This is a genomic window from Pseudomonas sp. MSSRFD41, assembly GCF_014230245.1.
Taxonomy (GTDB): domain Bacteria; phylum Pseudomonadota; class Gammaproteobacteria; order Pseudomonadales; family Pseudomonadaceae; genus Aquipseudomonas; species Aquipseudomonas piscis.
The window spans coordinates 80,090-92,536 of the sequence record NZ_JACKZK010000019.1 but is presented as its reverse complement, the minus strand read 5'-3'; the positions used below and the strand labels follow the sequence as shown (position 1 = coordinate 92,536).

The following is a 12,447-nucleotide window of genomic DNA, read 5'->3' as shown; positions in this document are numbered from 1 at the left end:
CTTCGTCTCGCCGTTGCCGCAAGAACACAAGGGAATCGAGGTCGGTTACCGGCGGCCTGTGGTCGAGCCACAGGCGCCAAGGGCGGGAGGTCAGGAACGGGCGGTGAGTTTCTGGGAGATCTCATCCTTGATCAGCAGGCGTTTTTCCTTGAGCTTCCTTACTTCATCGTCTGCGGCGGCCGCTGCTTCGGCCTTGAGCACCTGGTCGTCGATACTGTTGTACTTGTCGAACAGTGCATTGAGGTGGGGATCCTTGGCCCGACGCTGTTGAATGTCTTCTTTGCTGCAGCTCAGGTCCTGGTAAAGATCGTGGGTCACCGGCATGGAACACCTCCGTGGTTGATCGGCAGCAGGGGCGTCCTCACGCCCCTGCCAGCCATCAGCATGGCCTTGGCTCCCCGGGTCTGTCGACCGCCAATCAGACCAGCGGTAACCGTTCGTCGCCGCCGGCTGCCCTGGATCAATTCCCGCCCAGGGCCGCCGCCAGGAACGGCGCGGTACGGCCTTCACCCTGCCTGGCCACCTGCTGCGCAGTGCCGCAGGCCACCAGGCGACCGCCCTGCTCGCCCGCGCCCGGGCCGATATCGATGACCCAGTCGGCCCTCGCCACCACGCGCATTTCGTGCTCGACCACCACCACGCTGTGTCCGGCGGCCACCAGCTTGTCCAACTGCTCCAGCAGCCGGTCCACGTCCCTTGGGTGCAGGCCCGTGGTGGGCTCATCCAGCACATAGAGGGTGGCGCCACGGGCATTGCGTTGCAGCTCGGTGGCCAGCTTGATGCGCTGCGCCTCGCCACCGGACAGCTCGGTGGCCGGCTGGCCCAGGCGCAGGTAGTCCAGGCCGATGTCGCTCAGTACCTGCAGGGCCCGCAGGATCGCCGGCTGCCCGGCGAAGACCGGCAAGGCCTGCTCGACGTTCAATTGCAGGACCTGGGCGATGTTCAGGCCCTGCCAGGTCACTTCCAGGGTCTGCGGGTGATAACGCGCACCATGGCAGGTCGGGCATGGCGCGAAGACGCTGGGCATGAACAGCAGCTCGACGCTGACGAAACCCTCGCCCTCGCAGGCCGGGCAGCGGCCCTTGGCGACGTTGAAGGAAAACTGCCCGGCGTCATAACCCCGGGCCCGGGCCTCGGGGGTGGCGGCGAACAGCTTGCGCACCTGGTCGAACAAGCCGGTGTAGGTCGCCAGGTTGGAGCGCGGAGTACGCCCGATGGGCTTCTGGTCCACCTGCACCAGGCGCTTGACCCGCTCCATGCCCGCCACCACCCGCCCGCCGCTGGCAACGGGAACCTCGTCCTCCAGGTCCAGCTCCGCCGCCTCCTCAGCGGCAGGCCTCTTGCCCAGGTGGGCGCCGACCAGTTCCAGCAGCGCCTGGCTGACCAGGCTCGACTTGCCGGAACCGGAAACCCCGGTCACGGCGGTGAAGCAGCCCAGGGGAAACTCGACGTCCAGGTCCTTGAGGTTATTGCGGGTGATGCCGGCCAGGCGCAACCAGTCCCGGGGCTGGCGCGGGGTATGCGCCACCGGGACCTGCCCGGCGAACAGGTAGGGCCGGGTCTGCGAAGCCTCAATGGCCGCCAGCCCCGCCGGCGGCCCGCTGTACAGCACCTGGCCACCGCGCTCGCCGGCCGCCGGCCCGACATCCACCAGCCAGTCGGCCCGGCGCATGATCTGCAGGTCATGCTCCACCACGAACAATGAGTTGCCCGCGGCCTTGAGGCGCTGCAAGGCCGCGAACAGGGCCTCGGCATCCGCTGGGTGCAGGCCCGCGGAGGGCTCGTCCAGCACATAGATCACCCCGAACAGCTGCGAGCCCAGCTGGGTGGCCAGGCGCAAGCGCTGCAACTCGCCCGGGGACAGGGTCGGCGTGCTGCGCTCCAGCGCCAGGTAGCCCAGCCCCAGGTCCACCAGGATAGCGACCCGTTCCAGCAGATCCTGGGCGATGCGCTGCGCCGCCAGGCGCTTCTCCGGCGACAACTGCGCCGTGTCCTGGCGGGCCTGCGTGCCGGCGGCCACCGGCGCAAGCACCTCGGCCAGTTGCAACAACGGCATGCGCGCCAGTTCGCCGATATCCAGCCCGGCGAACGTCACCGCGAGCGCCTCGCGCTTGAGTCGCTTGCCGTCGCACAAGGGGCATTGGCTGCCGCGCATGAACTGCGCCACGCGCTTCTTCATCAAGGCGCTCTGGGTATGGGTGAAGGTATGCAGCACATAGCGCCGGGCGCCGCTGAAAGTGCCCATGTAGCTGGGCTCCTGCTGGCGCGCCAGGGCCTGGCGGGTCTGCTCCGGGGTGAGTCCGGCATACACCGGCACCGTCGGCGTGTCTTCGGTGAACAGGATCCAGTCGCGCTGCTCCCTGGGCAGGTCGCGCCAGGGAATGTCCACGTCGTAGCCCAGGGTCACCAGGATGTCCCGCAGGTTCTGCCCCTGCCAGGCCAGGGGCCAGGAAGCCACCGCGCGCTGGCGGATGGTCAGCGACGGATCGGGGACCATGCTCGCCTCGTCCACCTCGTACACCCGGCCCAGGCCATGGCATTGCGGGCAGGCGCCCTGGGGCGTGTTGGGCGAGAAGTCCTCGGCATACAGCAGCGCTTGCCCGGGCGGATAGCTGCCGGCCCGGGAATACAGCATGCGCACCAGGCTGGACAAGGTGGTCACGCTGCCCACCGAGGACCGTGTGCTGGGGCTGCCACGTTGTTGTTGCAGGGCTACCGCCGGGGGCAGGCCGTCGATACGGTCCACGTCCGGCACCCCGACCTGGTCGATCAAGCGCCGCGCATAGGGCGCCACCGATTCGAAATAGCGCCGCTGGGCCTCGGCATACAGGGTCGAGAACGCCAGGGACGACTTGCCCGAGCCGGACACGCCGCTGAACACCACCAGCGCATCCCGGGGAATGTCGACGTCGACGTTGCGCAGGTTGTGCTCGCGGGCGCCACGCACCCGCACGAATCCGGAACCGTGGGCTACCGCGGCGCTGTACCGGGAATCAGCAAAACGATCGGGCGAAGTCATGGGCCTGCCTTGTCTGGGTAATCATCAGATGCGAGGAGCGCGACCACCGATCATCACATACCCCCCAGGGCCCAGGGCAAGCCCGGTGGCCAGCGGCTACTCAGCGCCGTTGCGGTTGCCGGGCTCCCTGCTCCGCCGACAGCCCGGTGTGCCGCAGGTCGTAGCGCAGTTCGGCGATCAGCTCGCAGATGGCCCGGGAGCTGGTCAGGGAACGAGTGGAGATGCCGGTCACGAACAGGTCGACGCGGCCAGAATCCGGATCGCAGATACGCACGGTCATGGCGCCGTCATGGCCGATGGTGCACTGGCAGTGCAGGGGTAGGAAGCTGGTTTCGATGATTCTGCGCAGTTCGAGAGTAGAGATCACGGGCAGAGGATCCAAAAAAGGTTTAAAGGAAAAAAACCGCGCAAGACAAGCCTTGTTGTTGTGGGATCAGGCGGTCGGTGCCCCCTGTCCTTGGTCATCGGCCAAACAGTACAAGTTCATTCAATTCGGTACAGACTAGAGGCTTGACGCCGATTTGTCGTCGCCATGCCGGATTTCCGTGCGGGACGTCACACTGGCGCCGTCAGGTCCCCAGCAGCGAGCGCACCATGGCGGTCAACTCCTCGGGTCCGTAGGGCTTGCTCAACAGGTAGGTATCCGGGCTGAGCAAATGGTCCGGCGAGATCAGGTCGCGGGTGTGCCCGGAAGTGAACAGCACGGCGATCGGCGGGACCTGGGTCTTGGCCCAGGTGGCAAGGTCGGTACTCTTGATCAGGCCGGGCATCACCACGTCGGTGAAGATCAGGTCCACCTTGAGCCCCTCCAGCAACATCTGCATGGCAGCATCGCCGCTGGCCGCGGTGCTGACCCGATAACCGTCGTGCCTGAGCATTTCCACCGCGGCGCTGCGCACATCGGCGTTGTCCTCCACCACCAGGATGCTCTCCTGGCCGCCCGCGCCATGGCTATGGGGCTGGCGCACAACGGGCGCCTCCTGGCCCGCACAACGGGCGAAATACATCCGCACCCGGGTGCCCTGCTCGGGGCTGCTGAAGATCTCCACATGGCCGCCGCTCTGCTTGACGAAACCGAACACCATGCTCAATCCCAGGCCGGTGCCGTGGCTATCGCTCTTGGTGGTGAAGAACGGCTCGAAGGCCTGCTCCAGCACCTCCGCCGACATCCCCCCGCCACTGTCGGCCACGGTCAGGCACAGGTACTGGCCGGGCTCGATGTCCTTGTCCAGGCACTGCTCGCGCTCCAGCACCAGGTTCTCGGCGCGGATCTGGATCGTACCCTCACCGCCCATGGCGTCCCGGGCATTGAGCAACAGGTTGAGCACCGCATTCTCCAGCTGGTTGCGGTCGACATGGATGCACCAGGGGTCCTCGGGCAGTTGCACTTCGAGGCTGATGGTTTCCCCCAGGGCACGCTGCAACAGTTCGCCCAGGTCTTCATACAGGTGGCGCGGATCGTAGACCGCAGGCGACAAAGGCTGGCGCCGGGCGAAGGCCAGGAGCTGCGCCGACAGCTTGGCTCCACGCTCCACCGCTGCCAGAGCGGCCCGGGTCCGTCGTTGCACATTGACGTTGTCCGGCTCGTGGCGGGCCAGCAGGTGCAGGTTGCCGGAGATCACCTGCAACAAGTTGTTGAAGTCATGGGCCACGCCACCGGTGAGACCGCCGATGGCTTCGAGCTTCTGTGCCTGGCGCAAACGCTCCTCGGCGCTCAACCGCGCGTCGACCTCCTGGAGTACCCGCTGCTCCAGGTCGCGGGTCAACTGGCGCAAGGCGTCTTCGGCGAGCTTGCGCTCCTGGATATCGATCAACACCCCGGGAAAGCGCAGGGCCCGGCCCTGGCCGTCGAACTCGCAACGACCGCAGGCCAGCACCCAGCCGTAGCTACCGTCGGCGCGACGTATCCGATATTCAGCGTTGTACGAGCCGCCATGGCTCAGGCTGTAGTCCACCAGTTCGCGGATGCGCGGCAGGTCATCGGGATGGATGCGGCTCTCGGCGATGGCGATCGGCAGATCGTCCAGGGCTTGCCCGTCCGGGTAGGAAAAAGTCCGGGCAAAACGCTCGTCGCTGGAAAACCGGTCATGCTGGATGTCCCACACGAAGGAACCGAGCAACGCCCCGGCGTTCAAGGCCAGCTGGACTCGCTCGTTCTCGGCGCGGTAGGCCGCCTCGGCAGCCTGCCGGCGCTGCTCGGAAATCACATGGGCGGTGGTTTCCACGACGATGGCAATGACCCCCGCCGGGGCCTGGTCATCATCGGCCACCGGGCTGTAGTAGAGGTCCAGCCAGACATTCTCCGGCACTCCGTTGCGCAGCAGTACCAGCTCCTTGTTGTGGTAGGTCAGGGTGCCGCCGCTCAGGCAGGTGTCCATCACCCCGCGATTGAACTCGGCCACCTCCGGCCAACCCCGCTCCACCGCACACCCAAGCAGGTAGGGATGGCGTCCGCCGGCGAAAACCGCATAGGCGTCGTTGTAGATCATGTAGCCCAGGGGGCCCCAGAGCATCACCATCGGCACGGGCGAGCCGAGCATCAGTTGCACCGTGCTGCGCAGGCTATGGCTCCAGTCCTGCAACGGGCCGAGGCTGGTCAGGGACCAGTCGAAGGCGCGGATACGACTGGCCATCTGGCCTTTCCAGCCCTGGCACCCGTGATGATCGGATAAGAACGGCATGAACGGACTCTGTGAAGAACGTGGTACGACATGGGTGGGCAAAGGATTGCGCACGGCCCTAGAGCCTTGGAGGCCCGGCCGGGGCAATGGTTTCCGGTTATTCACCTGGACCTGCGCACCCGGCAAGACTGAACAGACAGGATAGGCGATGCCGGCCAATCCAGGCGGGCGCTCGCGGCGCCGCCTGGAAGGGGGCGGATTGCCCGCCCCGGGTGGATCAGTCGGTGCCGTATTTCGGCGAATGCGGACCGTACAGCAGGCCGTTGTGCTGCCCGGCCGACAGCAGGCGCTGGCTGGTGATGCCGGCGATCGGATGGCCGGCGTCGGTGGAGGTGTTGACGATCTGCTTCACCGCGGCGGTGATCAGCATGCCCACCAGGCCCCCGCTGTTGTTGTTGCCTTCCTCGCTCGAGGCCCGGGCGCTGCCGGTCCACAGCGTGGTGCCGGTCTTGAGATCGACCAGGGTAGCGCTGGCGGTCACCGCGGTCTCGCTGCTGATCAGCATGTAGCTGGTGCCGTACTCCTTGACGGTGATGTACAGGCCGGCATCGGCGCCGAAGATTTCGTTGAGTTTGGTGGGCGGCAGGCCGTGGATATCCGCCGGGTTGGTCAAGCCGTTATGACGGAAGGTTTCGTCCACCAGCGCGATCGGCATCACGTAGTAACCGGCTTCGGCCAACGGCAGCGTCACCTGGGACAGCATGCTGTAGGTGGCCTTGACGTCCGGCGACTCGTTGAGCGGCGGCAGCACCAGGATCGACTTCGGCCTGGCTTGTTTGTAGGCCGCGTAGTCTACGGTCTTGGGGGCGGCGCAGCCCACCAGCAGGCTGACCGTCAGCAGGCCCAGGAGGTTGCGCAGGGTCGACAGGCTCATTGCGCGGCCCCCTGCTTGGCGTTCTTGAGCAGGAAGTCCATGTACTTCGCCGACTCCGGAAACAGCGCCTTCTCGGTGTTGAACTGCTGCACCATCTGGTCATCCTTGCCCAGGCCGGCGTAGAGCATGCCCAGGTGGGCGTGGTAACCCGGCGGCACCGCCTTGCCGGTGGACTTGATTTTCTGTAGGTCGCGTTCCAGCGCCTCGACCTGGGCCTCGCGGGCGCCCTCGCCCTTGAAGTACTCGTAGGTCTGGGCCTGGTAGCTTTCCCACTGGTACAGCGTCTTCGGCCCGCTGCAGCCGGCCAGCAATACGCTGCCCAGCACGACAGCGGCCACCGCTGGCCGGGCCATCATGATCTTGAACATATGTGCACTTTCCCTATTGGCAGTGGTGATCAGCGACCTGGTTTCCAGGCGCCGGCGTCGATGGCCTCGACCATGCGGTTGACCGCCTCGCGCATGGCCAGGTCCAGGACCTTGCCGTTGAGGGTCGAGTCGTAGGAGGCCGTGCCGCCGAAGCCGATCACTTCACGGTTGGACAAGGCGTATTCGCCGGCGCCCTGGGTGGAATAGACCACTTCGGAAGTACTGATATTGACGATGTTCAAGGCCACCTTGGCGTAGGCCACCTGGGTCTTGCCACGGCCGAGAATGCCGAACAGCTGGTGATCGCCGGTTTCCTTGCGGCCGAACTCGGTGACGTCGCCGGTCACCACGAAATCCGCGCCCTTGAGCTTCTGTACCTGGCCCTTGATCGCCGCTTCCTGCTGGATCTCGCCCATGTTGTCGCGGTCCAGCACGTTGAAGCGGTTGGTCTGCTGCAAGTGAGTGATAAGGATGGTCTTGGCCTGGCCGCCGAGGCGGTCGACACCATCGGAGAAAATCCCGCGCATGTAGCTGGAGCGGTTATCGAACTTACCCACCGCCATCGGTACCCGGGCGCCACTCCAGGCCTGGCTGGCGCTCTGGACCTTTTCCACCGGCAAGGCCCGGGAGCTTTCCGTGGCACAACCGCTCATACCTGCCAGCACCGCCAACGCAGCGCCCGACACCATCAACTTCGAGATCACTCTCACTCTATGTTCCTTTTTGAATATCCAACTGCTCTTGCACCCACCAGCCAGCGCGAATCCGTATAGGCACGGGCTCGAAAAAGGCGGTTCGGATGTTCTGGATCTTGGCGCGGGAGACGTCACCAGTGGCGATTATGCCAAAGTGACATCATCGCGAAAAGGAATAAAAAATCTTGGCGCCAATGGATTGGCAGAGGATTTCCAGGTATTCAGCCAAGCCCTTGATCGTTCAACGGAAATCCCGGCTGGGCACCTTGATCCCGGCCAATATCGGGGTCAGGTCGCTCAGGCGCCCGGCCACCAGGTGGCGTACCTCGCCCTCGACCTCCAGGGTGCCGTCGACCCGCAGTAGTTGCGCGCCCACCAGCACCCGGCGCTGGCGTTCGGCCAGATCGCGCCAGACCACCACGTTGAGGTTGCCGAACTCGTCCTCCAGGGTGACGAAGGTCACTCCGCTGGCGGTGCCCGGGCGTTGGCGCCCGGTGACCAGCCCGGCCACGCTCACCGCCCGGCCATGCTCCAGCCCCTGCAAGTCCCGGGAGCTGCGGCAGCGCCGGGCCGTAAGCTGCGGCCGGAGCAAGGCCAGGGGATGGGGGCCCAGGGTGGTGCCCAGGCTGTGGTAATCGGCATACAGGTCCTCGCCGATACTGGGCCGGGGCAGGTTCACCGGCGCCTCCTCCTGGCCTGGCAAGCCGGCGAACAACCCCAACTGTTGCTGCACCCCGGCCACCTGCCAGCGGGCCTGGAACCTATGACCGGCCAGGCCCTGCAGGGCCCCGGCATCGGCCAGCAATTCCTGGGCCCGTGGATCGAGCCGGGTCCGCTCCCCGAAGTCGGCGATATCGGCAAAGGCTCGCTGGTTCCGCGCCTGCTCGATACGCAGGGCGTCCTCCTGGCGAAAACCCTTGATCATCCGCAGCCCCAGGCGCAGGGCCGGCTGGCCAGGTGCACGGCCTTGCGCGGCGCCCGCCGCCCCAGCGCTGGCGCCCTGCTCATCACGCCCGGAACGGTGGTCCGGCTCCAGGCTGCAATCCCAGGCGCTGGCACGAATATCCACCGGGCGGATCTCCAGGCCATGGCGGCGCGCATCCTGGAGGATCTGGTCCGGGCTGTAGAAACCCATGGGCCAACTGTTGATCAGGGCGCAGGCGAAGGCCGCCGGCTCATGGCACTTGAGCCAGCAGCTGGCATAGGTCAGCAGGGCGAAACTGGCGGCATGGGACTCGGGAAAACCATAGCTGCCAAAGCCCTTGATCTGCTCGAAGATCTGCGCCGCGAATTCCTCGCTGTAGCCCCTGCCCGTCATGCCCTTGAGCAAGCGCTGGCGATGGGGCTCCAGCCCGCCATGGCGCTTCCAGGCCGCCATGGAACGACGCAGCTGGTCGGCCTCGCCCGGGGTGTAGTCGGCCGCCACCACCGCGATCTGCATCACCTGCTCCTGGAACAGCGGCACCCCCAGGGTACGCACCAGCACCTCTTGCAGTGCTGGCGAGGGATAGGTCACCGGTTCCTTTTTATCGCGCCGGCGCAGGTAAGGGTGGACCATGCCGCCCTGGATCGGCCCGGGGCGGACGATGGCCACCTCGATCACCAGGTCGTAGAACTTCTTCGGCTTGAGCCGGGGCAGCATCGACATCTGCGCCCGCGACTCGATCTGGAACACGCCGATGGTATCGGCCCGGCCGATCATCGCGTAGGTCGCCGGGTCTTCGCTGGGAATGCTGGTGAGGGTATAGCGCTGGCCACGGTAGCCATGGATCAGGTCGAAACAGCGGCGGATGGCGCTGAGCATGCCCAGGGCGAGGATGTCCACCTTGAGCAGGCCGACCATGTCCAGGTCGTCCTTGTCCCACTGGATCACCGTGCGCTCGGCCATGCTGGCGTTCTCCACCGGCACCAGGCTGTCCAGGGGCTGTTCGGAAATCACGAAGCCACCGGGGTGCTGGGACAGGTGCCGGGGAAAGCCGATCAACTGCCCGGTCAGGCTCAGGACCCGGCGCAGCAACGGGCTCTCGGGGTCGAAACCGGCTTCGCGCAGGCGCTCCAGATCAGGCGCGCTATCGCTCCAGCGGCCACAGCAGGCGGCCAGGGCATTGACCTGGTCCGGCGGCAGGCCCAGGGCCTTGGCCACGTCGCGCACGGCCCCGGCGCCATGATAGGTACTGACCACCGCCGTCAACGCCGCGCGATGCCGGCCATAGCGCCGGAATACGTACTGCAGCACCTCTTCGCGGCGCTCGTGCTCGAAATCGACGTCGATGTCCGGCGGCTCGTTGCGCTCCCTGGACAGGAACCGCTCGAACAGCATCACCGAGCGGTCCGGGTCGATCGCGGTGATGCCCAGGACGAAACACACCACCGAGTTGGCCGCCGAGCCCCGGCCCTGGCAGAGAATGTGCCGCTCGCGGGCGAACGCGACGATGTCATGCACCGTGAGGAAGTAGCTCTCGTAGCCCAGTTCGCCGATCACCGCCAGCTCGCTCTCGATCTGCGCCAGCACCTCGGGCCGGGCCCCGGCGGGCCAGCGCCGGGCAATCCCCTCGCGGACCAGGGCCCGCAGCCAGGAACCGGCGTCGTGGCCCTCGGGCACCAGCTCCCGAGGGTACTGGTAGCGCAACTGGCCGAGGTCGAAGTGGCAGCGTTCGGCGATCACCAGCGACTCATCGAGCAGCGCCTGGGGGTACAGGCCTTGTAGCACCGGCAGCGGCCGCAGGTGGCGCTCGCCATTGGCGAACAGGCGCTGCCCGGCCTCGGCCACCGGCAGGTGGTGGCGGATCGCGGTCATGGTGTCCTGCAGGGCCCGGCGCCCCCGCACATGCATGTGCACATCGCCACAGGCCACCGCTGGCAGGCGCAGTTGCCGGGCCAGGGCCAAGCGTTGCTGCAACTGCCGGGCATCGTCCTGGCCGCAATGCAGTTCCACCGCCAGCCACAGCCGCTCGGGGAACACCTGGCGCAACCAGGACGCCGCATCGGGGTCGCCCTTCTCATCGCCTTTCTCATCGACCAGCCACAACGCCAGCAACCCGGGCAAGGGCTCGGCGAAGTCCTCCTGCAACAGGCGATAACCCCCCTTCTCGGCCCGGCGCCGGGCCCGGGTGATCAGCCGGCACAGGGCCTGGTAACCGGCCAGCTCTTGCACCAGCAGCACCAGGCGCGGGCCCTCCTCGACCTGCATTTCACTGCCGACGATCAGCTTCAAGCCAGTCTCGCGGGCGGCCTGCCAGGCCCGCACGATACCGGCCAGGGTGCATTCGTCGGTGATCGCCAGGGCCTGGTAGCCCAGGGCCTGGCCGCGCTCGAACAACTCCCGGGCACTGGAGGCGCCACGCTGGAAGCTGAAATTGGACAGGCAATGCAGCTCGGCGTAGCCGCTCATGCGAACCAGCCTTGCAGCAACAGCGGCCCGGCTTCGCCTACCTGGCGATAAGCCCAGCCCTGCTGGCCGGTGCGAGTCTGGACCCGGTAATAGTCACGGCGCACATCGGCACCGTCCCACCAACCGGACTCGATGCGCTCCGGGCCCATGACGATCCGCACCGCCCCCTCGTCCAGGGGCTGGGGGTCGACCAGCAGCCAGCCTGGGCGGCACAAGCCCGGGTTGGCCGGACACGGACGTGGGTCGGCCTGGGGCTGCCAACTGCGCTCCGGGCGGTGGTCGGCACGATAGCCCAGGCCCTGCACCGCATCGTCCCCCAGGCGTGCCCGCAGCCGTTCGCGCAATTGCTCCCAGGGCAGGTTCTGCTGTGGCCGCTCCTCGAACAGCTCCACATGCCGGGGCACGAACAGTGGCAGGTCCTCGACCACCAGGCGCAGGTTGCGCACCGGCGCGGGCACCTGGATCTGCTCCAGGCGCCCACGGGCCAGTTCGAAGAGCAGCGCCGGATCGCGCTCGGCCCCCAGCAACCCCACCGGGACCAGGGTGTCGGCGCCTTCGGCGTGCTCCAGGTGCAGGACAAAACGCTGCACGCCGCTGTCGCGACCACAGAGAAAGGCCGCCAGGTCGGCGGTCAGGCGACGCAGGGGAAACAGCAGCGCCTGGTGGGACTGCACATCGAAGTTCAGCTCGATGCGCAGGTCGAAACGATCCGGCGGCTGGTAGAACGCCAGCCCCAGGGCCCGCTCGCCGAGCAGGGTATCGAGTTGCTTGAGCAGGCTGGCGTCGAAGCGCCGGGCCAGGCTCTGGCGCGGCAACTGCCGGAGCTGGGCGAAACTGCGCACGCCCATGCGCGACAAGGCCGTGGCCTGCTCCGCTGCCAACCCCAGGCGCTCGACGGGCATCGGCCCCAGGGCCTGGTGCAAGGCCTGCTGGTCGGCCACCACCAGGCCATCGTAAGCATTGGCCAGCACCCGGGCCGCCGCCGGGTTCGGCGCCGCGACGATGCGATGGCGAAAGCCCAGGGCCTGCAGTTCCTGGCGCAGCCGGGCCTGCAACTGTGGCCAAGGCCCGAACAGGCCCAGGCTCGATTCGATTTCCAGCACCAGGGTGCGCGGATAGGCCACGCTGACCTGGGAGCTGAAGCCATAGGCCCAGGCGGCAAGGAACCGCTGCCAGTGATCGATCTGCCGGGGGTCGTACTCGGCACAGGCGAAATCCTGGGTCAGGGCCTGGGCGGCTGTCAGCGATTGTCCGGGACGCAACCCCAGCTCGCGGGCAGCGTCGTTCACCGCCTGGATCACTCGGCGTTGCGGGCTGCCGCTGAGCAGCGCCAGCGGCGCCTGGGGCTCGGCGCGCTGGCGCAGTACCGCGTCCAGCGCCAATTGCGGGAACAGGATGCACACCCAGCGCATGTCGACC

At 66.9% G+C, this 12,447-nt stretch carries 9 protein-coding genes; all 9 read right to left on the bottom strand.

Annotation, left to right across the window (positions count from 1 at the left end; translation table 11 throughout):
- Positions 1-90: 90 nt before the first annotated feature.
- The 9 genes from H7A76_RS24200 to H7A76_RS24160 all read right to left on the bottom strand — a co-directional run bounded on the left by H7A76_RS24200 (position 91) and on the right by H7A76_RS24160 (position 12,440).
- Complete coding sequence (locus tag H7A76_RS24200) at positions 91-324, bottom strand: DUF465 domain-containing protein (protein WP_022639428.1); 234 nt, start codon at positions 322-324, stop codon at positions 91-93.
- Between the two features lie 136 nt (positions 325-460).
- Complete coding sequence (locus H7A76_RS24195; protein WP_185700825.1) at positions 461-3,019, bottom strand: excinuclease ABC subunit UvrA; 2,559 nt, start codon at positions 3,017-3,019, stop codon at positions 461-463.
- 100 nt (positions 3,020-3,119) lie between these two features.
- Positions 3,120-3,386, bottom strand: a complete 267-nt coding sequence (locus H7A76_RS24190; protein WP_085597902.1) for a DUF1652 domain-containing protein — start codon at positions 3,384-3,386, stop codon at positions 3,120-3,122.
- Between the two features lie 202 nt (positions 3,387-3,588).
- The gene (locus tag H7A76_RS24185) at positions 3,589-5,700 is read right to left on the bottom strand and encodes a PAS domain-containing sensor histidine kinase (RefSeq protein ID WP_185700824.1); all 2,112 of its coding nucleotides are present in this window, start codon (positions 5,698-5,700) and stop codon (positions 3,589-3,591) included.
- A 217-nt stretch (positions 5,701-5,917) separates the two neighbouring features.
- Complete coding sequence (locus H7A76_RS24180; RefSeq protein ID WP_185700823.1) at positions 5,918-6,574, bottom strand: DUF799 domain-containing protein; 657 nt, start codon at positions 6,572-6,574, stop codon at positions 5,918-5,920.
- Positions 6,571-6,942 carry a DUF4810 domain-containing protein gene (locus H7A76_RS24175; protein WP_185700822.1) on the bottom strand — a complete coding sequence of 124 codons (372 nt, stop codon included), beginning with the start codon at positions 6,940-6,942 and terminating at the stop codon, positions 6,571-6,573. Before H7A76_RS24175 ends, H7A76_RS24180 begins: the two co-directional genes overlap by 4 nt.
- A 29-nt stretch (positions 6,943-6,971) precedes the next feature.
- Entirely contained in the window at positions 6,972-7,631 is a 660-nt protein-coding gene (locus H7A76_RS24170; protein WP_185700847.1) for a CsgG/HfaB family protein, read from the bottom strand.
- A 247-nt stretch (positions 7,632-7,878) separates the two neighbouring features.
- On the bottom strand, positions 7,879-11,028 hold the full coding sequence (locus H7A76_RS24165) for an error-prone DNA polymerase (RefSeq protein WP_185700821.1): 3,150 nt from the start codon (positions 11,026-11,028) through the stop codon (positions 7,879-7,881).
- Positions 11,025-12,440, bottom strand: coding sequence for a Y-family DNA polymerase (locus tag H7A76_RS24160; RefSeq protein WP_185700820.1), 1,416 nt, complete (start codon positions 12,438-12,440; stop codon positions 11,025-11,027). The genes H7A76_RS24165 and H7A76_RS24160 overlap by 4 nt, the downstream gene beginning before the upstream one ends.
- Positions 12,441-12,447: the final 7 nt, after the last annotated feature.

Excerpts from the sequence above, each read along its gene's own strand:
- H7A76_RS24200 (WP_022639428.1), bottom strand. The coding sequence starts at position 324 with ATGCCGGTGACCCACGATCTTTACCAGGACCTGAGCTGCAGCAAAGAA.
- H7A76_RS24195 (WP_185700825.1), bottom strand. The coding sequence starts at position 3,019 with ATGACTTCGCCCGATCGTTTTGCTGATTCCCGGTACAGCGCCGCGGTA.
- H7A76_RS24185 (WP_185700824.1), bottom strand. The coding sequence starts at position 5,700 with ATGCCGTTCTTATCCGATCATCACGGGTGCCAGGGCTGGAAAGGCCAG.
- H7A76_RS24180 (WP_185700823.1), bottom strand. The coding sequence starts at position 6,574 with ATGAGCCTGTCGACCCTGCGCAACCTCCTGGGCCTGCTGACGGTCAGC.
- H7A76_RS24175 (WP_185700822.1), bottom strand. The coding sequence starts at position 6,942 with ATGTTCAAGATCATGATGGCCCGGCCAGCGGTGGCCGCTGTCGTGCTG.
- H7A76_RS24170 (WP_185700847.1), bottom strand. The coding sequence starts at position 7,631 with ATGGTGTCGGGCGCTGCGTTGGCGGTGCTGGCAGGTATGAGCGGTTGT.
- H7A76_RS24165 (WP_185700821.1), bottom strand. The coding sequence starts at position 11,028 with ATGAGCGGCTACGCCGAGCTGCATTGCCTGTCCAATTTCAGCTTCCAG.
- H7A76_RS24160 (WP_185700820.1), bottom strand. The coding sequence starts at position 12,440 with ATGCGCTGGGTGTGCATCCTGTTCCCGCAATTGGCGCTGGACGCGGTA.